This is a genomic window from Coleofasciculus chthonoplastes PCC 7420, assembly GCF_000155555.1.
In the GTDB taxonomy this organism is placed as follows: Bacteria; Cyanobacteriota; Cyanobacteriia; order Cyanobacteriales; family Coleofasciculaceae; genus Coleofasciculus; species Coleofasciculus chthonoplastes_A.
In genome coordinates, this window is record NZ_DS989858.1 from 124,642 (window position 1) to 149,788 (window position 25,147).

At 46.4% G+C, this 25,147-nt stretch carries 18 protein-coding genes; 11 read left to right on the forward strand and 7 right to left on the reverse strand.

The window, feature by feature from the left end; all coding sequences use genetic code 11:
• Positions 1 to 1,293 precede the first annotated feature (1,293 nt).
• Positions 1,294 to 4,080, forward strand: a complete 2,787-nt coding sequence (locus MC7420_RS23320; RefSeq protein ID WP_006103497.1) for a VIT domain-containing protein — start codon at positions 1,294 to 1,296, stop codon at positions 4,078 to 4,080.
• A gap of 102 nt (positions 4,081 to 4,182) precedes the next feature.
• Here the strand turns inward: MC7420_RS23320 and MC7420_RS23325 are convergent, their stop codons facing one another.
• The gene (locus MC7420_RS23325) at positions 4,183 to 6,000 is read right to left on the reverse strand and encodes an ABC transporter ATP-binding protein (protein WP_063712027.1); all 1,818 of its coding nucleotides are present in this window, start codon (positions 5,998 to 6,000) and stop codon (positions 4,183 to 4,185) included.
• A gap of 220 nt (positions 6,001 to 6,220) precedes the next feature.
• Between MC7420_RS23325 and MC7420_RS23330 the strand changes: the two genes are divergently transcribed.
• From MC7420_RS23330 to MC7420_RS23340, 3 genes are all read left to right on the forward strand, one after another.
• Entirely contained in the window at positions 6,221 to 7,021 is an 801-nt protein-coding gene (locus tag MC7420_RS23330; protein ID WP_006103342.1) for a Uma2 family endonuclease, read from the forward strand.
• A 93-nt stretch (positions 7,022 to 7,114) separates the two neighbouring features.
• Positions 7,115 to 7,885 carry a DUF3386 family protein gene (locus MC7420_RS23335; RefSeq protein WP_006103356.1) on the forward strand — a complete coding sequence of 257 codons (771 nt, stop codon included), beginning with the start codon at positions 7,115 to 7,117 and terminating at the stop codon, positions 7,883 to 7,885.
• A 10-nt stretch (positions 7,886 to 7,895) separates the two neighbouring features.
• Positions 7,896 to 8,660, forward strand: coding sequence for a class I SAM-dependent methyltransferase (locus MC7420_RS23340; RefSeq protein ID WP_006103378.1), 765 nt, complete (start codon positions 7,896 to 7,898; stop codon positions 8,658 to 8,660).
• Positions 8,661 to 8,711: 51 nt separating this feature from the next.
• On the opposite strand, the gene MC7420_RS23345 is transcribed toward MC7420_RS23340, so the two are convergent.
• On the reverse strand, positions 8,712 to 9,233 hold the full coding sequence (locus tag MC7420_RS23345) for a dual specificity protein phosphatase family protein (RefSeq protein WP_006103322.1): 522 nt from the start codon (positions 9,231 to 9,233) through the stop codon (positions 8,712 to 8,714).
• A 41-nt stretch (positions 9,234 to 9,274) separates the two neighbouring features.
• Between MC7420_RS23345 and MC7420_RS23350 the strand changes: the two genes are divergently transcribed.
• The 5 genes from MC7420_RS23350 (at position 9,275) to MC7420_RS23365 (ending at position 11,957) form a co-directional block, all read left to right on the forward strand.
• Positions 9,275 to 9,865 (forward strand): HD domain-containing protein, encoded by a 591-nt coding sequence (locus MC7420_RS23350; RefSeq protein ID WP_006103393.1) that lies wholly within the window; start codon positions 9,275 to 9,277, stop codon positions 9,863 to 9,865.
• A gap of 142 nt (positions 9,866 to 10,007) precedes the next feature.
• Positions 10,008 to 10,781 carry a pentapeptide repeat-containing protein gene (locus MC7420_RS23355; RefSeq protein ID WP_006103331.1) on the forward strand — a complete coding sequence of 258 codons (774 nt, stop codon included), beginning with the start codon at positions 10,008 to 10,010 and terminating at the stop codon, positions 10,779 to 10,781.
• Between the two features lie 223 nt (positions 10,782 to 11,004).
• Complete coding sequence (locus MC7420_RS40250; RefSeq protein ID WP_006103479.1) at positions 11,005 to 11,172, forward strand: hypothetical protein; 168 nt, start codon at positions 11,005 to 11,007, stop codon at positions 11,170 to 11,172.
• Positions 11,173 to 11,289: 117 nt separating this feature from the next.
• Positions 11,290 to 11,616, forward strand: a complete 327-nt coding sequence (locus MC7420_RS23360) for a DUF433 domain-containing protein (protein WP_006103384.1) — start codon at positions 11,290 to 11,292, stop codon at positions 11,614 to 11,616.
• The gene (locus MC7420_RS23365) at positions 11,616 to 11,957 is read left to right on the forward strand and encodes a DUF5615 family PIN-like protein (protein ID WP_044209196.1); all 342 of its coding nucleotides are present in this window, start codon (positions 11,616 to 11,618) and stop codon (positions 11,955 to 11,957) included. Before MC7420_RS23360 ends, MC7420_RS23365 begins: the two co-directional genes overlap by 1 nt.
• Positions 11,958 to 11,966: 9 nt before the next feature.
• Here the strand turns inward: MC7420_RS23365 and sbcC are convergent, their stop codons facing one another.
• Positions 11,967 to 14,987: an exonuclease subunit SbcC gene (gene sbcC / locus MC7420_RS23370; protein ID WP_006103335.1), complete on the reverse strand. Its 3,021-nt coding sequence runs from the start codon at positions 14,985 to 14,987 to the stop codon at positions 11,967 to 11,969.
• A 435-nt stretch (positions 14,988 to 15,422) separates the two neighbouring features.
• Between sbcC and MC7420_RS35620 the strand changes: the two genes are divergently transcribed.
• Positions 15,423 to 20,420 carry a CHAT domain-containing protein gene (locus tag MC7420_RS35620; protein ID WP_006103368.1) on the forward strand — a complete coding sequence of 1,666 codons (4,998 nt, stop codon included), beginning with the start codon at positions 15,423 to 15,425 and terminating at the stop codon, positions 20,418 to 20,420.
• 143 nt (positions 20,421 to 20,563) lie between these two features.
• Here the strand turns inward: MC7420_RS35620 and MC7420_RS23380 are convergent, their stop codons facing one another.
• The 4 genes from MC7420_RS23380 to ffh all read right to left on the reverse strand — a co-directional run bounded on the left by MC7420_RS23380 (position 20,564) and on the right by ffh (position 23,957).
• A complete protein-coding gene (locus MC7420_RS23380) occupies positions 20,564 to 21,520 on the reverse strand; it encodes a PhoH family protein (RefSeq protein ID WP_006103359.1) in 957 nt (318 codons plus the stop codon).
• 166 nt (positions 21,521 to 21,686) lie between these two features.
• Positions 21,687 to 22,088, reverse strand: coding sequence for a KH domain-containing protein (locus MC7420_RS23385; protein ID WP_044209199.1), 402 nt, complete (start codon positions 22,086 to 22,088; stop codon positions 21,687 to 21,689).
• Positions 22,060 to 22,311 carry a 30S ribosomal protein S16 gene (rpsP, locus tag MC7420_RS23390; RefSeq protein WP_006103355.1) on the reverse strand — a complete coding sequence of 84 codons (252 nt, stop codon included), beginning with the start codon at positions 22,309 to 22,311 and terminating at the stop codon, positions 22,060 to 22,062. Before rpsP ends, MC7420_RS23385 begins: the two co-directional genes overlap by 29 nt.
• Before the next feature lie 185 nt (positions 22,312 to 22,496).
• Entirely contained in the window at positions 22,497 to 23,957 is a 1,461-nt protein-coding gene (ffh, locus tag MC7420_RS23395) for a signal recognition particle protein (protein ID WP_006103402.1), read from the reverse strand.
• A gap of 227 nt (positions 23,958 to 24,184) precedes the next feature.
• Between ffh and MC7420_RS23400 the strand changes: the two genes are divergently transcribed.
• Entirely contained in the window at positions 24,185 to 25,099 is a 915-nt protein-coding gene (locus MC7420_RS23400) for a hypothetical protein (RefSeq protein WP_006103471.1), read from the forward strand.
• The last annotated feature ends 48 nt before the right edge of the window (positions 25,100 to 25,147 follow it).

The following is a 25,147-nucleotide window of genomic DNA, read 5'->3' on the forward strand; positions in this document are numbered from 1 at the left end:
TCTTTTGATAACCACTATCCACTAAATACCCCTTGGCTTTTTCTTTCGGCTTCGCTACTGTTATAGCAACCGCCAAGACAGTTAGGACATATCGGATTCGTAGAGACTCCTCCGGTGGAACGTCTCCAAAGAGTGTGGAAAGTCCTAATCGATGTGTCTACTACTATATGCTTCCCTTGACTCGATGTCATTTCGGCTCAACTTGTCAAGTCCTGATAACTTAAACCATTCTTTCCTCCAGAACGGTTTAAATTTTCCAATCAGAGTCTCGTCTCAACAAAACGTCATAATTGCTCATTTTTTACCTCTTTTTGGAAAAAAGATACGAATTTTCAGGGGTTACGGCGATTGTGAGAAGAGTGTGCGATTTTAAGGTATACTCTTTATGGTGGGTTTTTTGTGGGCAAAAATAATCCAGGCACAGCTAAACCCCTTGAATCTTTGTAAAAACTTTGTATAATTCATGATTCTTGTCTCACGCCCAATGTCCCCTTAAACGCATGTATTTTGTTAAAGTTACAATAAAAATCATTACCAAGTCTTGACAAAGACACAGAGGACACAGAAGGGATGACGCCGACAGAAGCCTAAATAGTGGGGGACACAGATTGACACAGAGAAGTAAATAATTTCTCCAAGAATTGAATCATCTTTTCATCCTTTGCATAGAGAATTAACGCCTCCATGTATTTGAATTCCTGGTCGTCCGTGTATGAGAATAATAATCAAAATTAAACAGGAAAGGTAAGCGTTGCTCACCCCCTATATGAGGTTTCGGATTGGGTCTAAACTCCAGTCCAAAACCGCTGACTGGAGCGTGCCATTTATACTAAGATGCTGTAGCCATTGATGAACAAGCTCAACAGCAAGTGTAACGCCTAATCAGCCCCATCGGGTAGGGACACGATACCACAACCTCTACTGAGTCAATTACTGAGTCAAAGGGTGAGTCAAAGACTGAACACTTTCCCCTCAAAACCGCCCTTAGGCTGAGGATAGACAGACAGAAGTGTTAAACGGGTGTATGTCATTTTTGTAGGTTGGACCCTTGGAACGTAGGCGAAGCCTTCTTTTTGAGTAACCCAACTCCCTTGTTTAACTATCGCGTTATATGCAAATCTGACATGCTCCCTGTTAAACCACCTTGAATTGAAACCCAAGGCACCCAAGCTCAAGTCAGAATCGAGTTGACTAGATAAGACTTGTAGTCCATTTTAATGGACTTAAGCTTTTAGCCAAGAACTTGAGTTCTTGGCGGGTGTCGGGGCTTACTGAAAAAAAAGGAGAACCATCATGCTAAATCCATCCACCCATTTGTTGATTATTGAAGACGACAAGGGGCGCAAAGAATATACCTTGGAAGAATCAGTCTACTCCCTAGGTAGAGATCCACAATGCGATATCCGCCTCTACTCAATGTTTATATCTCGCCACCATGCAACATTAGTTCGACAAGTTAGAGACGATGGCAGTTATGTTTACAAAGTTGTTGATGGTAATGCCAAAGGTCAGCAAAGTGCTAATGGACTATTAGTTAATGAAAAAAAATGTCAAGTCCATGAGCTTGAAGATGAAGATGAGATTGTTTTTGGTCCCAATGTCAGTGCGCAATACTACCTACTTGAAAAATCAGGTCAATGGAAAATGAAATATAAGACCAAGAAGACTAAATCAACCGTTCTACCCCAACCTCCCCAATTTGGTGGGTTATACGTTCAATCTGAAACAGGAAACCCGCTAGTCTTTCCCCTGAAGCATACTGACGTACAAGCCAAGGTGACAGGAAATGTCTCGCGGGTGGAGGTGACACAAACCTTTGAGAATCCTTTTTCCACTCCCCTAGAAGCTACCTATATCTTCCCCTTACCCAATGAAGCGGCTGTCGATGATATGGAGATTCGCATCGGCGATCGCACAAATAAGGGTAACATCAAAAAACGCCAAGAAGCAGTAGCCATTTACGAACAAGCCAAAAAACAAGGACGCACCGCCGGATTGCTGGAACAGGAACGGGCTAACATTTTTACTCAATCCCTGGCTAATATCCAACCCGGTGAGCAAATTGATGTGATTATTCGCTACACCGATAGCCTAAAATTTACCGGGGGAAGTTACGAGTTTGTCTTTCCTATGGTAGTAGGAGCTCGTTATATTCCTGGAACCACGATTGATGAGAATACTCTAGGTGGGGGTTCAGCACCTGCACCAATGACCCTAAATAAAGACACCGATTTAGTGCCAGATGCGTCTCGCTTAAATGCGCCAATTTTACCCCCTGGAACTCGTTCTGGACATAATATTAATGTGACTGTAGACATTGAGGCTGGGGTTGAGATTAAAGAGGTACATTCTCCCTCCCATCAGATTCAAATTGAACGCCAAGACCAGGGGATGCGAGTCACCCTATCTCGCCGAGACACGATTCCCAATAAAGACCTAATTTTACGCTATCAAGTCGCAGGCGATCGCACACAAACCACAGTTCTCTCTCAAGCCGATACTCGTGGCGGACATTTTGCGGTTTATTTGATTCCAGCGATTGAGTATAACCCCCATCAATTGGTTCCCAAAGATGTGGTGTTTTTGATTGATACCTCAGGTTCTCAAAGTGGTGAACCCTTAAACAAATGTCAAGAATTAATGCGCCGCTTTATCAACGGACTCAATCCCCACGATACGTTCACCATTATCGATTTCTCGGATACTACCCGCCAACTTTCACCCGTTCCCTTGGCAAATACAGTACAAAACCGCAACAGCGCCATGAATTATATTAATCAGTTAAACGCCAGTGGCGGAACTCAACTGAGGCGGGGAATTCAGGCGGTGCTAAATTTTCCAGAGGTTGATCCGGGACGGTTACGGAGTATTGTATTACTAACTGATGGCTATATTGGCAACGAAAATCAAATCCTGGCAGAAGTCCAACGCCATTTAAAATTAGGAAATCGCTTGCACAGTTTTGGTGCAGGAAGTTCGGTTAATCGTTTTCTCCTGAATCGAATTGCTGAAATTGGACGGGGAATTTCCCGGATTGTCCGCTATGATGAGCCGACTGAAGAAGTTGCTGAACAGTTCTTCGGGCAAATTAATAATCCAGTGCTGACGAATATTCAATTGTACTGGCAAGGCGAGGGTGAACCTCCCATCATTTATCCGGCGACGCCACCTGATTTATTTGCTGAACAGCCGTTAGTCCTATTTGGATGCAAAAAAGACGCTCTACCTGGAAGGCTAGAAGTGACAGGAACGATTGCTGGAGGACAGCAGTACCAGCAGAGTTTTGAGCTTAACTTTGAGGAGACAGGAAATCCTGCGATTGCCCAACTTTGGGGTCGTAACCGGATTAAAGACTTGATGAATCAAATGGTGCAGGGAGAGACAAAAGTTGGTGTAGAAACTGTCACGGATACGGCTTTAACTTATCAACTCTTGTCTCAATATACCGCTTTTATTGCTGTCAGTGATGAAGTGCGCGTCAATCCCAATAATCATTCTGTTTCTGTACAAGTTCCCGTGGAAATGCCGGAAGGGATCAGCTATCAGGGAATTTTTGGCGATGTCGAAGTAGAAGCAACCGATGATTTTGATTTTTGTGAGATGGCTTTTTGTGAGTTTGATGATGGTTTTTCGTCAGCAGCACAAGACGAGTTTGATATCACCCTGATCAGTCCCAATATGATGGAACTCGATGAACTCGATGAGGAATGGAGTCCTACCCCTGAGCCAGCGCCATCGACAACTCAAAAGATGAAATCGACTGCAAAAGCTCCGCTTCCAAAAGCTGAGTCTACCCCGAATCGCCTACAAATTGTTAGTGCATCTGGATTGAACGAAGATGCGATCGCGCGTTTAACTCAACGTCTACAATCAATCCAGTTATCCCCAAATGTTAGCGGGTTTCTCGTCTTCGAGTTCTACATTAGCAAACGTCGTATACAACAGCTCACGATTAATGAGAAAGCCTCATCGGTAAAGGATCAGACGGTAATAGAAGCAATTCGGCGATCGCTTCTGACTTGGCATTCCCCTCAAGCAACTGTCGATAACGTTTGCCTAGTAATAGGGATTCAGCCATAAAGATTTGCCCCTCCATCTCCCCCTGCTTCCAGACGCGCCATGGCACGTCTCTACATCGCTCCCCCAGCTTCCCCTGTTCTCTAACCCCACCATCAGCAGACCCTAAGTAAACTGTTGAGCATAGAATCGCGCATAACGTCCCTCTCGCTCTAACAATTCGGCATGGGTTCCTGACTCGATAATCTGTCCCTGTTCCATCACCAAAATTCGGTCAGCGCGGCGCACCGTGGTGAGGCGATGGGCGATGATAAACACGGTACGCTCTTTCATAATCCGTTCTAATGCCTCTTGGACTAAGGCTTCTGATTCTGAATCCAAGGCGGAGGTGGCTTCATCTAAGATAAGAATACTGGGATTCAGGAGAACCGCCCGCGCGATCGCAATCCGTTGTCGTTGTCCTCCAGATAGGTTAATCCCCCGCTCTCCAACCCAGGTGTGATACCCTTGGGAGAATTGGATAATAAATTGGTGGGCATTGGCGATTTTGGCGGCATCTTGGACGGCTTCTAAGTCAAAGTCCTTTTGACCAAAAGCAATATTTTGAGCAATTGTGCCAGAAAATAAGGTGGTTTCCTGGGGAACAATGCCAATTTGTCGCCGTAGGCTTTTGAGGGTAACGTCTCGGATATTAATCCCATCAATCAGGATTTCTCCGGCTTGCGGATCATAGAAACGGGGGAGTAAATTAACTAATGTTGTTTTACCCGCACCCGATGCCCCAACCAGTGCGATCGCATCTCCTGGCTGGGCAAGAAAACTTAAGTCTTTCAGCACCCAAGGCGTTTTACCTGTAGAGACGTGCCATGGCGCGTCTTGATCTTTGGCGATTGATGATAATGTTTCGTCAAACCCCGCCCTTTCCAAGTTCTCTTGGGCTTGAGTGTAGGCAAAGCTAATCTGACGATATTCGACTTTACCCGTAACCGGGGGTAGAATCATCGCCCCCTCTTTTTCGATCACCGTTGGCACAATCGCAAACAGTTCAAAGATGCGATCAACCGATGCCTCACCCTGCTTAAATTCGTTATAGTTGCTAGTAACGATCGCGATCGGATCAATGAGCATGGCAACCGCCGCCCCGTAGCTGACAAATTCACTCCCAGTTAAGTTACCTTGGGCAATTTGCCATCCCCCTAGTAAAAATACCAATAACAGGCACATCGCCTCCAGAAACCCCACCACCGGAAACTGAATCGCCTTTAACCGTTCCGCCGCATACTTGGCGTTTCGATTATGTTCTGCCTCTTGACTAAATCGCTCTAATGTGTAATCTTCAGCCGCAAACGCTTGAACTAACCGAATCCCACTAAAGACTTCAATCAGCAACGCCGATAAATCCGACACCCGATTTTGACTCCGCCGGGAAAATTGGCGCATCCGTTCGCCAAACCAGCCAATTAATAGACCCATCAGTGGGGCAATGAGTACAATACCCAGGGTAAGTTGCCAATTCAGGTAAACCACATAAGCGAAGACCGCAATCAACTGTAAGACGCTAGGGAGAAACTGGTGAAAGAACTTGTTTACCACCTCGCCAATGCGGTCAATATCCTCAGTGAGTCGATAGGATAAGTCCCCGGTTCTAGTGGTTTCAAAGTAGTCCAAACTCAGGGTTTGCAGGTGGGCGTAGACATTTTTCCGCAAATCCAGTGTAATCGACAAAGCCGCCTTTGCCATTAGGGTGTCTTGCCCATACTGTGCCAGCTTCTGACCCAAGAAAATTAAAGCAGCAAATCCGGCAACTTGTGCGATCGCGTCAACATTCCCTTGTCCTACATAAGCCGCAATCCGCCCCGCTAACCAAGCCAAGAGGGGCCACACGGCGACAAATCCCACAGTACAAGCTAAGGCTTGCCCAATGGTAACTCTTTGAGGGCGAAGATAAGGCAACAGTTGCCAGTAATGAGAACGGGTTTTCAATGTATAATCACCCAAATGCAATTTTCCTCTGTCTCACGCTATCAGCTTTGATCATTTCTACAAAGACTTTCCTGGAACCAGGGAAGTTTCTACTCCTTAAGTGTGTACGGTATATCAATCGAAATGTAGGGGCACCATCCTTGCGCCCACACATAAATAACTCTTATGAGAAACCCGATACAATAATAAGACAGACTATTAAAGATTGAGGAGTTGGATTATGTCAACGGAAATGACTCAAACTCCGAGTTCCCCAACACCTCCCGTGGTGGATTGGGAACCCCAAATGCCACCCACTGATTTAATTTTTGATGATGGAGAACCCTTGGAAAGTAACCGCCACCGCATTGCCATGAATCTGTTGATTCAGTTAACCCACCAAGCCTTGGCACAGCGCGAGGATTACTTTGTGGGTGGCAATATGTTCATTTATTATAGTCGCACCCAGGCACGAAATCGGGACTTCCGAGGACCGGATTTTTTTGTGGTATTGAATGTGGATGGAAGCCGTTCTCGCCAAGGTTGGGTAGTCTGGGATGAAGAAGGGCGTTACCCGGATGTAATTATTGAACTGATGTCGGCGTCTACAGCCAATGCGGATATTGGGGCAAAAAAGGATATTTACGAAGGAACCTTTAGAACACCCGATTATTTCGTGTTTGACCCGTTTAATCCCGATTCTTTACAAGGATGGCGGTTGGATGCCAATTTCCGTTATCAACCGTTGGTTCCGAATGAGTCAGGATGGTTATGGTGCGAAACCTTAGGCTTATGGTTAGGAATTTGGCAAGGAACAATAAGCCGAGAAACAGCACCGTGGTTACGATTTTATGACTCAGAGGGTAATTTAGTTTTATTACCCGAAGAAGCTGAACGTCAGCGGGCTGAATCTGAACATCAACGGGCAGAAACTGAACGCCAACGGGCTGAATCTGAACGCCAACGGGCTGAATCTGAACGCCAACGCGCCGAACGTTTAGCCGCACGATTGCGGGAGTTAGGAGAAGACCCAGATAATTAAGGGATATGGGGAAGAAAATCAGTGACCTCATGCTGATGGGCATCCCCTTGTAAAATAGAAATTTATCCTCAATGTCGATAGCCAATTAAAATCATGACACAGCAATTACAGCATCGCATCATCTGTTGGAGTTTAAGTTTAATTATCGCTAGTATTAGCTGCGTCTTTGGACTACCTGCAAGTGTAAATGCTCAGTCTATCTCAAACACTCATCCAACTCAAATCGCTACAGTATCAGCCAGCGAAGCGTTTCGCAATGCATACAATCAGCGCTATACCTGGGATAAAAATTTTCCAGGTTATTCTGCAGAGGTTTCGATTACGCACCAGGGAGATATTGACCAGGGAATCGTTCGGGTTCAACCGGATTTAAGTGTGGATGTCATTAATGTTGAACCGGAAGATTTACGTGAGTTGGTCGCTAATACGGTTAAGATGGAAATCATTCACCGTCGCCAGATACCATTTGAACAGTTACATGGAAACAATGACTTTGAGTTAAAGGGGAAAGACGAGTATGGGGCGTTAAAAATTAATGAGATGGGTGATAATTCATACTATAAGGTTAAAGGAGATGTAATCACTCAAGTAAATCGTAGCTTTGGAGATGTAGCCGTAACCGTTGACACCCTAGGTACGACTAAAACGCCAGAGGGGTATTTAGTCAGTCACTTTAAAACCACGTTTTGCGATGCCCAAACCGATGAAGTTCTGGAAAAAGAAGATGTGCGAGATTTTCATGAAAAGGTGGGCAACTACTATTTGTTAACGAACCGGACGATTCGATATGCAAAGGAAGAAAATCCGGAAGAAAAACCTGTGGCAGATACAAGAATTCGGTTTAATGATATTCAGCCGTTGTAACTAGAAAAAAATGATTGAGTGGGATCGAGTCGCTGAGTTGTATGATATCTATGTCCAGAGTGATATCGATATTTCCTTCTTTATTCGAGAAACCCGTAACGTCTCCGGTCAAGTTCTCGAATTGATGGCAGGAACGGGGCGTGTCTCGATTCCTTTATTAGACGCTGGTGTTTCTCTGGTTTGTGTGGATGCTTCAGCGCAAATGTTAGCTGTTCTGCAAAAGAAGCTGGCACAAAAGGGGTTGTCGGCTAGGATTCAGCGGGCTGATGTGCGAGAGTTGAACCTGCAAGAGTGTTTTGATTTAGCGATTATTCCGTTCAATTCGTTTTCGGAACTGTTGTCAAAGAAAGACCAAGAGAGTACACTCCAATCAATTCACAACCATTTGCGTGAAGGTGGGCGACTTATCTGTACTTTACATAATCCTAATGTCCGGTTAAAATTGGTCGATGGTTCTCTGCGTTTAGAGGGAACGTACAGTCTGGAAAAGCAACAACTCCTGTTCTGGGGACTGGAAAAACAGCAACCGAATCACTGTATTGTTGATCGCACTCAGTTCTACGAAATCTATGATCACCATGGGTTTTTGCAATCTAAGCGCCTCCTGAATATGCAGTTTTGCCTGATCCAAAAGCAAGACTTTGAGGAAATGGCGCAGAAAGCGGGTTACAAAATAGTGGCTTTGTATGGTGATTATTCTTATTCAGAATTCAACAGTGAAACCAGTCCTTCTATGATTTTTATTTTGCAGAAAGGTTGTAACTCTAATTCTTAGACAAAGGACAAATGACGATCCCCACCGTTAAGTTTCATTGCTACCACGGACTTACTCAAAATACCAGTCTTCATGCATTTGGGCGACTTGTGCCAATTTGCCATTTCGACCTAAGGCTTCATCGGCTAATTGGGCAATCCAAATATTCGGTACGGCTTGAGGTCTGTTTTCTAGAACTAGGGATAAGGCTTCCTCCTCTTGACCCGCCCCCAAGAGGATGGCATAAATGGTTAAAGCGATCGCGGCGGATCGGCTGATCCCGGCTTGGCAATGGATGAGAACATCTCCGCCTTCCTGGGAAATTATCGGTACGAAGTCAATGACTTGACGAATATGCTCAGATGTAGCTAAAACATAGTCGGGTTCATGATGATTTAAAGCCACAATATCATCAAACTCTAACCGTAATCGGTGAGGAACTTGGGTGTAACCTGTGGGAGGGGTACTACCGGGTTCGCCAATTGAGATGATATGCGCGATCGCGTCTCCTGTCTCGGACGTGAGAAGTTGGCTGGCTTCGGAATAGGAAGCAATCCATATCTTCGGTAGATTGTTTGCTAGAAATTCAGTCACAATTGTTACTACTTTAATTTAGATTTTGTCCTAATTTTTCCATGAAACTCTCCCAACGGTTTACCGACGCCTTAACCTTTGCTACTGAACTGCACGCCAACCAAACCCGTAAAGGGAATGGCGTTCCCTACATCGCCCACCTGTTAGCCGTTTCTAGTATTGCCTTAGAATATGGGGCAAATGAAGAGGAAGCGATCGCGGCGCTTCTCCATGATGCCATTGAAGACCAAGGCGGTGCAGCAACCCGTGAGGAAATTCGCCGCCGCTTTGGGGATACAATTACTGAGATCGTAGATGGGTGTACCGACGCTGACACCACACCTAAACCCCCTTGGCGTCAGCGCAAAGAAGCTTATATTGCCCATATTCCCACCGCCTCAGCTTCGGTGCGTTTGGTCTCTGCTGCCGATAAGCTGCATAATGCTTGGTCAATTCTTAAAGATTATCGCATTTTAGGAGATAATTTATGGCAACGCTTTCATGGGGGTAAAGACGGTACACTTTGGTATTACCGGGCTTTGATAGACGCCTTTCGTACCCAGGAATCTACGCCAATCATTGACGAATTGGATCGGGTGGTGAGTGAATTAGAATTATTAGCAGGTGTAGCTGACAAGAATTCTGAGTGTTGATTTCTGTAGGGGCGGGTTTTATCGGTATCGTGGGTTGTCACCCGGATGTAACTAAACCCGCCCTAACTCAGTCAAAGGTATACCCCAATCCCAGTACTGCGATCGCGTAGAACCTTTAGCCCCATTCATCCCTAATCGTGCCATGAAACCAATCCTGCTAACCACGGCTGCTATTTTCACCGCCATCACTCTGAATACCAGCGCCTTCGCCGAAAATCTGCAAAATATCCAAAAGGTACTCTCCACCAAAACCTGTCCCGGCTGTGATCTCACCGATGCAGGTTTAGTCATGGCAGAATTAGTCGGGGCAAACTTGAGTGGGGCAGATTTGAGTCGCGCTAATCTGAGTCGGGCAAATTTGACGGGGGCGGATCTCACTGGCGCAAATCTTAGTGGCGCGTCTCTCAATGGCGCGAACTTAACTGGGGCAAATCTTAGTGGCGCTATTTTAGTGGGAACGGATCTCAGAGATGCGTATCTGGTTAATGCACAACTGTTTGGTACGGATCTCAGTAGCGCTTATATTCAAGGAACGATTGGTCTTCCTGAGTATGCCGGAACCCCAGAAGATTTTTATGCTTGGGGTGTGATTGAAGCCGAACGGGGAAACTATCAAGCGGCTATTGAACATTATAATCAAGCCCTGAATCTAAAAGCAGATTTTGCTCCCGCCTATTTAGCCCGGGGAATTGCCCAATTTCGCTTAAGTAATCACGGCGGTGCTATCCAAGATGCTGAAGTAGCTAGTCAGCTTTTTACGACTCAAGAAAACCCGGTGGGTTTTCAAGCCTCGCAGAATCTGATTGCTATGGTGGAAATTGCCCAAAATCCCCCCGAAGTTCGCTCCCGCCCTTCGTTTGGGAATGCGCTGGTGGGTATTGGTTCTTTGCTGCTGCGGTTTTTATCGCCGTTTTGATTGATGAGGGTTTTGTCTGTTGAGGATGGAAATTTTGTTTTTTTAACGCAGAGTAACGCAGAGGTTTACGCAGAGGGCGCAGAGGGGTTTGGAGGATAGTGACCAAAATTTTATAGAGTTCGCAAACAACTAGAAATGATGTTATTTTCGATAATTTTAAGAGTTTGATTTTAAAATTTATGAATAGAATACTGTCTAAAAGTGAAAGTGAGCGAATGTTGAAATGACAATTGATGGACACAGTTTTATTGCTCCTGTCGCTTGGTTGCAAAGCATTACAAGTGCAGAACAATTGCTCCTGGGGCGGGAAGTTGTATTTGATCGGTTTAATATTGAGTTCAGACAGGCTGATGAGCAAATTCGGTTTACTTGGCGTGAAGAGTTATCGTAAGGGTAAATGCTATTACTGTTCTTAAGCCTATGGGGTAAACCCGAATGTAAGGACACCATCCTTGCACCCTTCTATCTATACCGCTCTCTTTTTTCTGGATAATTTCTAATTTAAATCATGAACATCAAAGAATTAGAACCGCAACTGCTTGCTCTAAAGCCTACTGAAAAAGCTCAAGCCATTCACCTCCTAGCCCAAAGTTTCGATAACAATTGGAAGGGAATTGAAAAAACGCCTGGTGTCTGTGGCGGAACAGCCTGCATTGCCAATACTCGCATTCCGGTTTGGGTGTTAGTCAATGCTCGCCGTTTAGGGATTAGTGAAGCTCAACTTCTACAAGACTATTCCACGTTATCGGCTGCTGATTTGGTGAATGCTTGGATTTATGCTGAAGTCTATGCTGATGAGATTGAAATCGCTATTCGACAGAACGAAGAAGATTGATGACACGTCTTTATGCTGATGAACAATTTCCCCGACGAGTTGTGGAATTTTTACGCGCTTTTGGTCATGATGTACTTACTGTACAGGAAGCAGGAAAGGCAAATCAAAAAATTCCTGATCAAGAGGTTTTGGAATTTGCTACAAGTGAAAATCGTGCTGTTTTAACCCTAAATCGAAATGATTTCTTTCGACTGCACCGTTTATCTTCTGATCATTCGGGTATTATTGCCTGTAAAGATGACTTAGATAGAGAGAGAATGGCAACCCGAATTCATCAAGCCATTTTACAGGAAGAATCCTTACGGGGAAAAGTGATGCGAGTAAATCGTCCCGCCCAATAATTTTAAGCGTTACATCAGTAAACTTAACTGTGAACCTTGCTCGGTTTTTTGCACTTCAATTCGCGTCTGAAAGGCTTCCTTAAATTGGGGCATGTGGGTTACAGTTAAAATACAAGCGAAGTCAGAGGCGATCGCGTTAATTGCCGCAATCAATCGTTCGCACCCCTCAGCGTCTTGTGTACCAAAGCCTTCATCGACAATCAGCATTTGCAAGGAGGTTCCCGCCCTCTGCGCTAAGAGTCGGGCTAAGGCGAGGCGAATGGCAAAGTTAATCCGGAAGGCTTCACCGCCAGAATAGGTTTCATAAGGGCGGGTTCCGCTAGCGTCGGCGATTAAAATATCCAGGGTGTCGATGAGTTTACTTTTGCGCTTTGATGCCCGTTTTCCGGCTTTTTGGGTGACAATTTGGACGTGTAACTGATTTCCGGTGAGTCGGGATAGTATTTGATTGGTTTCTGCCTCTAATTGGGGTAATATGTTCTCAATCATCAGCGTTTGAATGCCGTTTTTGCCAAAGGCTTTGGCGAGTTCCTGATGCACTCGATATTGCCGTTTTAGGGTTTTAACCTGTTCCTCTTGTTCTTGATATTGAGTTTTCAGGGTATCCAGTTGAGTTAAGCGCTGTTGTAAACGCCCAATTTGGGATAGGTGTTCGTCTAATTGTCGGCGTCGCTGGAGGATGCGCTGTTCCAAGCTTTGGATGTCGCGGCTGGTGTCGGGATACTGTTCTAATTGCTTGACAATTTCGGCAAGTTGTGTATTGAGAGTTTCGCGATCGCCTTGTCGTTGGGCGAGGGTTTGAGTCAGGCTGTCTAATCGTTGACAGAGTTGGGGATAGTGTTCTTGGGCTTTGGTTAATTCTTGATGACGTAGTTGCCAAGACTGGGCGTGTCGCAGGGCGGTGCGGAGTTGGTTGTGGGTGTCTAAGTTGTAGCCAATTTCGGTAATTTGTGACTCGATCGCGTCGAGTTGCTGTTTGAGGGGAGAAGTGGTTTGTAACTCCTCTAGGGATTGGTTTAGCTGATCGAGTTGGGCTTGCAGTTGGGGTTTTTGTTCCTGAATTTTCTCTAGGCGTCGCTGGGCGTCTTCGAGTTTGGCTTGGCGGATTTCCGCCCAACGCCACCGATCGACTTCTCCGCGTGCGAGGGCGTGGGTTTGTTCGTTGTAGTTTAATTGTTGGAGTTGGCTATCCAGGGTTTGAAGTTGGGTTTGGATATCTAGGGCGTAGGTTCCTTCACTTAGCGATCGCTCCAGTTGTTTCTTTTCTTCGGAGATGTCGTAGAGGCGATCATATACTTCATCGGTGGCTTCGAGTCGGGCTTCGAGTTGTCCCCGTTGTTCGAGTAATTGTTCAAAAGGTGCCAATTCTTGGGAGAGTTGGGCGTATTCTTGACGTAAAACTTGCAGTTCCCGTTCACAAACGGTTAGTTGTTCTCGCACCACCCAAAATTGATCTTGAATTTCCTGTTGTTCGGTGCTAGTTTTCTGGATAACGTGCTGGGAATGGGTTTCATCTAAAGGGCGATCGCACAGGGGACATACGGCGTCCTGAACCTGTAGCATTTGGATTTTCTGGGTGAGTTCGGCGATTTGTTTTTCATAACGGCGCTGGCTTTCTTGCAGTCGTTCCTGAAAGCTGCGGCGTTCGAGTCCTTTTTCTTGGACGCGCTGTTGATAGACTTTCTTTTTTTCTAAGGTACTGATTTCGGCGACAACTTGCAGAACGGTTTGTCGCAGTTGGGGGGTGGTGGCGATTTGGTGCGAGAGTTGATCTTCTGAGGCGTTGAGTTCATCTAAACGGGCGCTGAGGCGGGCGTGGGTGCGATCCAGTTCGCTTTGCAAGGCGGCGCGGCGTTGCAGGATGGGGGAAACGTCGAGTTGAAGTTGATCCAGGTGATTGAGGCGGGTGCGGGCGGCTTTGAGTTTTTCCACGGCTTCGGCTACGTCTGTCGAACGGGTAAGCATCTGTTGAATTTCTTGTTCTTGGGGGCGCAGGGCGTCGAGTTGGGCTTGGGTTTGGCGAATTTGTAGATTCAATTCCTGAATCTGTTGGTTGAGTTGCTGTTGGTGTTGCTGTTTTTGGCGGTGGGCGTTTTGATCGGCGTGGAATTTTTGGCTGAGACTCTCTTCTCGCTGGTGCAGGGTGAGATAATCAGCATAACCAGCAGTAATTTGATCCTGTTGGTCGAGAATCGCGGCTAATTGCTGCTTTTGGGTTTCGGTGGTGGTGATATCCTGGTGTAGGCGATCGCACTCTTGGGTGAGATTTTGGTATTGCTGGCGAACAAAGGTGAGTTGTTGTTCCCAGGTGTGGCGTTGGTGTTTGAGAGATTGCAGGTGGTGCAGTTGGCTTTGGTCGGTGTCCTGGTCTTGGCGCAGTTGAGATAAGGTGGTTTGAGTGGCATCTTGTTGGTGTGCGATCGCCTCTCGTTCTTCCAGTTGCTGTTCAATGGCTTGTAAACTGGATTCGAGTTGTTCGGCTTGACCTTTAAATTGGCGGGATAAATCCTTGGCTTGATCGGCTAAGGTTTCGTATTGATCCAGTTTCAATAAATCGGCTAAGATTTGTTTACGTTCCGAGGGACGCCGTAGCATAAATTCATCCGCACGCCCCTGACGCAAATAAGCGGAGTTAATAAAGGTATCGTAATCCAGCTTAATATGATGCAGAATGAGCTGTTGAGTTGCTCGTAATCCTTTTTCAGTTAAAGAACGGAATCCATCTGGGGTTTCAATTTGAAATTCTAGGGAACTGCTTTGTCCCCGTTGCTTGCTGCGAATCACCCGATGGGTTTGTTGGTTATTATGGAAGATGAAATCTACCCGCACATTTTTCGCCCCGGAATGGATTAAATCATCTTCCGACGCGGCACGGCATTGTCCCCAAATCGCCCAGGTAATCGCTTCTAGGAGAGACGATTTGCCCGCACCATTGGCGCCACAGATACAAGCCGTATGCAGTCCGCGAAAGTCCAGGGTCGTTTCGCGATAACTTAAGAAATTTTTCAGGGTCAGTTTCAGGGGAATCATGCAGGCTGGAATGCCATTGAGACTAGGGATTTAATCAAGTTGTCAGTACATCCGCACTGTTCCATAGTGTATCGACCCTGAGATGCGGATTCCAGCCTTTTTCTCGACAAATTCACAATATTTAATATAATGGAGGTTTAGGATAGATCGATAATATCAATCAAGTATAGGTTTTCCTACCTGGCTCAAAGTGTAGCGTTAGTCACAACTCAATCATTAAGCTTGTGGAAAGAAAAATTTTTTCGACAAGAAAGCGATGAGTATAGGGTAAAATATATACAACACACAATAGCCAGAGTCAAGATCATCAGCAGATCAGCCTAAACACTCCTACTAGCTACCTACCGCAACGGTTTGGGTGATCCACTACACCAGGAAAGATGACAACACCAGCAGTTAGGAGACTCAGCATTTACTGTTTTTCAAGTGAGCCAGATGAAACCAGCCGCACGCCGAATAAGCCAATCACTGGTAGCCCTCTATAGTCTAACAGGGCTTCTAGGCTTTGCTGAGATTGCCCAAGCAGAAGTTACTCCAGAAGCGGGTAGTGCAACGAATGTTACCCCGGAGGGGAGTAATTATAACATTACTGATGGCGTTAACGCTGGCACTAATCAGTTTTTCACGTTTGGGGAGTTTAGTCTTGGCTCCGATCAAAGTGCTACTTTTAATGTTAATTCTAATATTCAAAACATTCTAAGTCGGGTTACAGGTGGTAATCTGTCTCAAATCAACGGACTCATCGAAGTTCTGGGAGGAACGGGCAGTACCAATCTCTTTTTGATGAATCCGGCGGGTATCGTTTTTGGTCAAGGTGCGAGTCTGAATGTACCAGGAGACTTTACCGCTACAACTGCCACATCAATTGGTTTAGATTCAGGTTGGTTTAATGCGACAGGTCCAATTGATGAAAATCAGCTTGCAGGAACTCCTAACAATTATTTTGCCTTCGATACATCTGAGCCAGGAGCAATTATTAACTCGGCTGATCTAGAGGTTGAGAATGGAAACTTAACATTAATCGGTGGTACAGTTGCCAGTGAGGGTACTCTTTCAACGCCCAATGGTAAAATTACTATTGCAACCGTTCCAGGCAATAGTATAGTGCGTCTAAGCCAACCCGGAATGGTGTTGAGTCTGGATATTGAACGCCCAGCTTACTCAGGTTCTGAGCCAATTGCTCTGACTGACATACCAGCATTAATCACGGGTGGTAATTATATACAAAATGCGACAACTTTAGCCGTTGAGAATGGACAAGTCGTCTTAAGCGGTTCAGGTATCCAAAGTGGAGATGTTGTCGCCACGGATACTATTACAGCATCGACAGGAATCAATATTAATTCAAATCGTGGCATTACAGCAGAAACGCTCGATACCAGTAATGCAGGTCAGGGTAGTGCAGGTTCAATCTCATTATTTGCTCAACAAGACGTTACAACTGGTGATCTAATCTCAGAGGATAAAAGTTTTGGAGATGCTGGTGATGTGTGGGTATCTACCACGCAAGGGAATATTGGCATCGGCAACATTAATACTGAAGATCGCAGCAAAGGTAGTGCTGGTGATGTCACCTTATACGCATCAGAGCAAGGTAATATCACAACAGGCAATATAGATACAAATAACTGGAATGAAGGTGATGCTGGTGACGTTACCATATCTACTGGACAAGGTGACATTCTTGTTCAACAGAATATAAATGTTGAGAACCAAGGAACTAACAATGATCCAGGTGATCTTCAAGCAGGTTCGGTTATCTTATCGACGGCGGATGGAACGATTACTGTTGAACAAGCTATTAGATTAAAAAATCAGAAGTCTCCTAGTGAATCTGGTCAGGTAAGCACTTTTGCCCCAACACCAGAAGATATAAGCATAAGAAATATACACGATGGCGTATTGCAACCACCACTGACAGAACATTTCACTCCAACAACTCTAACACCGCCTGATATAACAGAGAACCTACCACCTAGTTCACCTAATCCAGATCCCACAGACCCAGATCCCACAGACCCAGATCCCACAAACCCAGATCCCACAAACCCAGATCCCACAAACCCAGATCCCACAAACCCAGATCCCACAAACCCAGATCCCACAAACCCAGATCCCACAGACCCAGATCCCACAGACCCAGATCCCACAGACCCAGATCCCACAGACCCAGATCCACCTAATCCAGCAGAACCAGAGCAACCTTCTGTAGATCCTCCTGTTGGGATTGATGAACCTGATCCTCCCCCTTCCCTAGAGGTTGAGGAACCTTCTTCTGAAGAAGAAACGCCCATCATAGTTGTTGAGGAACCGGAACCGAATACTCCTCCAATTAGCCAGGAACCAACGGAACCGGAACCGAATACTCCTCCAATTAGCCAGGAACCAACGGAACCGGAACCGAATACTCCTCCAATTAGCCAGGAACCAACGGAACCGGAACCGAATCCTCCAATTAGCCAGGAACCAACGGAACCGGAACCGAATCCTCCAATTAGCCAGGAACCAACGGAACCGGAACCGAATACTCCTCCAATTAGCCAGGAACCAGCGGAACCGGAACCGAATACTCCTCCAATTAGCCAGGAACCAACGGAACCGGAACCGAATCCTCCAATTAGCCAGGAACCAACGGAACCGGAACCGAATACTCCTCCAATTAGCCAGGAACCAGCGGAACCGGAACCGAATCCTCCAATTGCACAGGAACCAACGGAACCGGAACCGAATACTCCTCCAATTGCACAGGAACCAACGGAACCGGAACCGAATACTCCTCCAATTAGCCAGGAACCAACGGAACCGGAACCGAATACTCCTCCAATTAGCCAGGAACCAGCGGAACCGGAACCGAATCCTCCAATTGCACAGGAACCAACGGAACCGGAACCGAATACTCCTCCAATTGCACAGGAACCAACGGAACCGGAACCGAATACTCCTCCAATTAGCCAGGAACCAGCGGAACCGGAACCGAATACTCCTCCAATTGCACAGGTTGCACAGGAACCAACGGAACCGGAAGGGGATTCCGGAGAAAATTCGGCTGAAAATACAACCAATTCCGTAGGCGATCGCACGACAAGCGATAACTCAGGTGCGATCGCGGATAATGGTGATGATGATACTCAAGCTGCCAATTCAGATACGGAAAACAGTATTCAAACCTATAGTCGAACCTATAGTCGGTTTCCTAGGATCAACACTAATAACGATGACGAAGAAAACTGCTCCGCAGATGATCCTAGCTGCGAAGAAGGTAATGTAGCTGAGAGTAACGCCGAGAGCAATAATTCTAATAGCGGGAATAATAACTCCCCTCCGACAACCTACAGCCGGACTCCGACTCAAGCTAGCGATACGCCTTCTACAGAGAACGCCAACACCGATACCTCTAATGATGATGGCGGCGAAACCTATAGCCGTAACCCCGTTACTGTTGAAAATAGTGAGACCGCCGAAGACAATAGTGGTACAGAGACGGTAGATAACAACACCGACAATACAGATCCGACGGAGACAGAGAACGCCAACACCGATACCTCTAACGATGATGGCGACGACACCTATAGTCGCAATCCTGTTACTCCTGACAATAGCGATACCGCCGAAGACAATAGTGGTACAGAGACGGTAGATAACAACACCGACAATACAGATCCGACGGAGACAGAGAACGCCAACACCGATACCTCTAATGATGATGGCGACGAAACCTATAGTCGCAATCCTGTTATTCCTGACAATAGTGAGACCGCCGAAGACAATAGTGGTACAGAGACGGTAGATAACAACACCGACAATACAGATCCGACGGAGACAGAGAACGCCAACACCGATACCTCTAATGATGATGGCGGCGAAACCTATAGCCGTAATCCTAATCCGGATACTCCTGACAATAGCGATACCGTGAATAACGGTGGCTCGAACCCCACCGACAGTGGCGATAATTCCGGTATCGCCAACGGTAATTCCAATACCCCTGAATCCTCTGGACAAGACACCACAGCCGCAAACAACGGTAATGGAACCCCCAGTGAGACGCCTCAACAGCAGGCTTCAAACCAGGAAGAATCATCAACATCGTCAGAAACGGATAATGTTAGCGATCGCGTGGATCAACTTGAAGCTGCTTTTACCCAAGAATTCCAAACCTATCTCCAACAACAATTTGTAACCAAACAGCTAAATCTACAAGATATCACTGAACGGACTCGCGACATCGAACAAGTCACCGGCTTGAAAACCGCTGTGATTTATGTCAGCTTTGTCCCTCAACCCATGAACTCAGAAGCTAATGCTTGTCAAGCAGAGTCTGCGCCAGCCATGGATCGCCGATTTGGTTATACCCCCTCAGCATCAAGCAATTGCTCACCAGAAGACAATCAACAGCTAGAATTGGTACTGATTACTGCCGATGGTGAAGCCATTCAACGTCGAGTTCCTAATGCGATTCGGGCTAAGGTTTTAGCAGAGACTCAAAAGTTTCAGCGGACACTTAGCGATCGTCGTAACCTTGGATCAACGAACTACCTGGATTCAGCTCAGCAACTCTACCAATGGTTAATCGAACCCTTAGCGGACGATTTAGAAGCACGCCAAATCCAAGGGTTAATGTTTGCCATGGATTCCGGGTTGCGATCGCTCCCCATCGCCGCCCTTCACGATGGAGACAACTTCTTAATCGAGAACTATAGTGTCAACTTGATTCCCAGCTTCAGTTTAATGCAAGCTCGCAATCCCGACATTCGCTTGCGTCCAGTTCTAGCGATGGGGGCGTCGAAATTCCTCGATTTACAAGAGTTACCTTATGTCCCCCTAGAATTATCCACAATTACTGAATACCTGTGGAAAGGCAAAGCATTTCTCAATGAGACGTTCACCTTCCAGAATCTGCAAGAACAAATCAGCCAGAATGAATTTGGTATCATCCATCTAGCCACTCACGCCGAATTCAAACCAGGTAATCCAGAGAATTCTTACATTCAACTGTGGAATCGCAAACTCCGGCTGAATGAACTCAAGGAATTAGGCTTATCTGATTCCGCTATCGATTTATTAGTCCTCAGTGCTTGCCGAACTGCCCTCGGTAATCAAGAGGCTGAATTAGGTTTTGCTGGCTCAGCATTACAAGCAGGTGTTGATTCTACCCTAGCTACTCTATGGTACGTCAGTGATGAAGGGGCATTAGGTGTCACCACTGAATTTTATCGTCAGTTAAGCCAAGTTCCGATTAAAAGTGAGGCATTACGCCGAGCGCAACTTGCCATGATTCGCGGCGAAGTTAGTATTGCTAACGGTCAATTAAATTATGGAGATAAGAGCATAACTTTACCCCCAGAAATGGCAGAACTCGCCAAGACCAAAAATCTCAACTTCTCGCATCCGTACTACTGGGCACCTTTTACCTTGATTGGTAATCCTCAGTAGATAAGTGGGGAAGATAGAGGAAGCAATGTAGAGACGTGCCATGGCGCGTCTGGAATCGGGGGAAGATGGGGAAGAAAAATTAAATTAGAGCTTATCCGAGCAGTAGTAATTTTCCTTCTATCCTCTATTCTCTATCCACTGCCTTATTTTTGATGTTTCTCGTAAGCCTCAACAATGCGCTGAACCAGAGCATTACGAACCACATCTTGAGTGGAAAGTTCGCAAAACGCAATCCCATCAACGGGGCGCAGAATTTTTTGCGCCACTCCTAATCCTGAATCTTGATTCGGTGGTAAATCGGTTTGAGTAACATCTCCAGTCACCACCATCCGAGAACCAAACCCCAAGCGAGTTAAGACCATTTTCATCTGGGCTGGGGTGGTATTTTGGGCTTCATCCACAATTACAAACGCATTATTCAGGGTTCGTCCGCGCATATAGGCTAAGGGTGCGACTTCAATAATTCCCCGTTCCATTAAATTGGGAATTTTCTCCCCATCAATTAGTTCATATAAAGCATCATAAAGCGGACGTAAAAACGGATTGACTTTCTGCTGTAAATCTCCCGGCAAAAATCCTAACTTTTCCCCCGCTTCTACAGCCGGTCGGGTTAAAATAAGGCGTTCATACTCATTTGCCAGTAATGCCCGAGTTGCCAATACCACCGCCAAAAAGGTTTTCCCGGTTCCCGCCGGTCCAATACAAAACGTCAAATCATGAGTAAGAACCGCTTTAACGTATTGGCGCTGGCGAAACGTCTTGGCGCGAATCACATCACCGCGACGGGTACGCGCCAGTACATCTTGATGTAAATCCTGGAGTTCATCCTCACGGTGGGTATCCAAAGCCTGAAACGCGGTGCGAATATCCGCCTCTTCAATCCGTCTACCCTCCAGCCAAAACGGTTTAAGCGATCGCACCACAGACGAGACGCGCTCAACTTGTTTTTGAGTCCCCGAAATGAGCAACTCCTGTCCCCTTAATACCAGACTCGCGCCAGTGCGTTGAGAGAGCAACTTCAGATTACTCTCGCGATCGCCCGCCAGTACCATAGCACTCTGGACACTCGGTAATTCAATTGTTTTAGATACTTCACTCAAGGTTTATCATCAGTTATCAGTGAGCAGTTATCAGCCAGTAGGGTGGTAGGGTGTGTTAGCGAAGCGTAACGCACCTTAACCAGTATATCGGGTGTGGCTGCGTAAGTCTTGCAACTATTAGCAGGCAGGGAAAACAAAGGACAAATGACAAATGACCAATGACAAATCAAGAACGAGGCTTAGAGTTAGGTTTAGGCAAGGGTAAGCGTCGAGGCGAACCTTTCCTCCCCTGGGATCTACTCCCGGAAGGGGCTTCACGGCGGGATGTGCCACCCGACTCATCATAGATATCCAAATAGACCGATTCACCAGCAATCTTAGCCACCCCTTGGATAACGGTGCGAATTGCCTGAATATTACGACCGCCTCGACCAAAGACTCGCCCCTTGTCCTCTCCGTCAAACGCCAGCCGAATCCAGACCCGACTATTAGCATGGGCGCGTTCGCAGTCTAAACTCAGCGACGTGGAAGACTCTAAAAACGGCTCAACTAAAAATCGCACCAGACTCCCATAATCCGGACTGGTTTTCTGCCCAGGTTCAGACACTGGCTTGTTGTTCAAGGACATTGGCTTTCTTGAGAATGCTGCGAACGGTATCCGTGGGCTGCGCTCCGTTTTTCAGCCACTTGGCAATAGCGGGGGCATTCAGCGTCGTTTGATCAGTTCTGGGATTGTAGAAGCCCAACTCCTCCAAAGGACGCCCATCCCGACGGGTACTACTCTCAATCGCTACAATGCGATAACTCACTTCACGCTTTTTGCCGAATCGTTTTAATCGAATTTTGACCATAGTTTCCAATAACTCACCTGTTTGATTTTAAGCGATAATTATAGATTTAGGGGAAATGGGGATTCGTCATTCGTCATTCGTCATTTGTTGACTTCCCCAGCTCCCCCAGCTCCCTCAGCTCCCCCAGCTCCCTCAGCTCCCCCAGCTCCCCCAGCTCCCCCAGCTCCCCCTACACCCTTATCTTCTCAAAGCTGACCAAACCCCTTCTTCTTCTTCGCCTTTTTCTTCTTCTTTGTCGGACCGCTACCGCGCCAACCCTGTGAGGCACGATTGCCCATCCCGCCACCAAACATATCACCCATACCACCCATTCCGCCCATTCCGCCCATTCCGGGAAGTCCGCCCATTTGACCTTGACCCATCTGCTTCATCAGCGATCGCATCTTGGTAAACTCACTAATTAGACTGCTCACCTCACGCTCACTATGCCCTGAACCCCTGGCAATACGGCGGCGGCGACTGGGAGAACCAGCCAGCAAATCCGGATTGCGGCGTTCCTCAGCCGTCATCGAATTAATCATCGCTTCCGTTTGCTTGAGCTTACCTTCCCCTTTTTCCAGTTGATCCGAACTCAGCTTACCCATTCCTGGCATCAGCTTCATCAACCCACCCAGGGAACCCATATTTTTCAACAGCCGCATTTGCTTCAAGAAATCGCTGAAGTCAAACTGAGCATTGAGCATTTTCTCCTGCATCTGGGCGGCGTCAGCCATGTCAATTTCTTCTTGGGCTTTTTCCACCAGCGTCAGCACATCGCCCATACCCAGAATCCGGGATGCCATGCGATCGGGATAAAATGGCTGTAGTGCCTCTACCTTTTCACCCACACCGACAAATTTAATCGGCTGACCCGATACCTGGCGCACAGACAAGGCTGCACCCCCTCTGGTATCGCCATCCAGCTTGGTCAGAATTGCCCCTGTAATCCCAATTTGTTGATTAAACGTATGGGTTAGGGTTGCCGCCTCTTGACCCGTCATCGCGTCAACAACCAGCAGCACCTCGTCGGGTTTAACATTGTCCTTAATCTGGGCAAGTTCCGCCATCATCTCGGCGTCGATTTGTAATCGTCCCGCCGTATCGATAATTACAGTATCAACACCCGTTTCCTTAGCATGGGCAACCCCCTGACAGGCAATCTCTACGGGGTTAGTATCCGTCCCCATTTCAAAAACAGGGATATTAATCTGTTCACCCAACGTCACCAACTGGTCAATCGCCGCAGGGCGATAAACGTCCGTCGCCACCATCAAGCAACTGCGGTTTTCCTTCCCCAGGTGTAGGGCTAACTTAGCCGTCGCCGTAGTTTTCCCGGTTCCCTGCAACCCTGCCATCAGCACGATAGTGGGCGATGTATCTGCCTTAGCCAAGGGGACATTACTTTCCCCCATCACCTGCACCAGTTCATCGTAGACAATCTTGATAAACTGTTGGTCAGGGCGGACGCCAGCGATAACATCAGCGCCCATTGCCGTCGTTTCAACATCAGCAACAAATTTTTTGACAACTTGCAGGTTCACATCTGCCGACAGCAAAGCCCGACGCACCTCTTTCAGGGCGTCTTGAATATTGGCTTGAGATATCTTGTCTTGACCGCGTAGTTTCTTCCAGGCGTCTTCTAAGCGTTCGGCGAGAGCATCAAACATAGTTAACGTTAGTCTAAAAGTTTAGTGTTACGAGAGATAGGGTCGGATTGCCGTGACTTCTTACACAATAACGCTTGAGGGGATTTTTCTACCAGTTCCTTCCATCGACTGGGCTGACTTTTCACGGCATATCAAAAAATCAACATCAAACCTAACCCCCCAGCCTCCTTCCCACCCCTCTCGTTCTCCCCAACCCCCCTTCTCCCTGCAAGGAGGGAGGACAGAGGATGCTTCGCTTTTTTTTTGCTGTGCGAAGCAATGTTAACAAATCTCAAATCCTCACTGTTGCTCGTTGCCCGTTGCCTAATTTAAACCGTTTAGTCAAAGATATGCACAAAATTAGTTTTACCGGACTTTTGTTACTTCTGTTGACAAGTTCAACCGTCGCTCAGCCTTCAATTTTACTCGATTATCGAAACGAAGACTTCAATGCTGAGTCATCACCGCAACTACCCGCCAACACTGAAAACCTTGTCATCTCTCAAATGGTGAGAAATACGGATCAAGCCTGTAATGGAGAATTGTCGCCGACGGTTATAGATTATGCTCGTGGCTCATTTACAGATGCACAAGCTGATCAAGTTGTCTATCTCGTTAGCCTCGGTGATTCTTGCCATCCTCGTTTCCAAAGCACAATACGAATAGGTGTTGCTTATTCCGGTCAAGTCGTAACCTATGGAGATGTGACAGGTTACTCCAATATTCAAAAAATCAGCGATGTTAATGGAGATGGTATCAATGAAATCCTTTTAGACGGAAGTGGGATGGGACAGGGATATTTCGTTACCTATGCTAAGTTAGTCGAAATTAAACCGAAAGGTTTACTAACCCTGAAGGATTTTGAGCAAGTTTACAGCGATAATCTAGGTACTCTTAACCCCAAGTTGTATAAGATAGCCTCGGTCATTTCCGTTAATCAAGGGTCACAAAATCAAACCGTATTTAGCCGCAAGAATTACCTAGCCCGATGTTTTGACGTTGAGCCAGAAGGAAGAGACTGTTCATCTTATCAATATATGTCTGAAGGAAACTTTCCTGAATACGAAGAGATTCAGCAGTTTATTTCTGATCCCACCAAAGGATCTAATTTGGGCTTGCTGCACAAAGCCCTTACCCTTAGCTATCAAAGCTTGGAGCTGTAGGGAAAGTTGTTGATCTCCTCTGGAAATGTGAAACTATCCATCAAAACT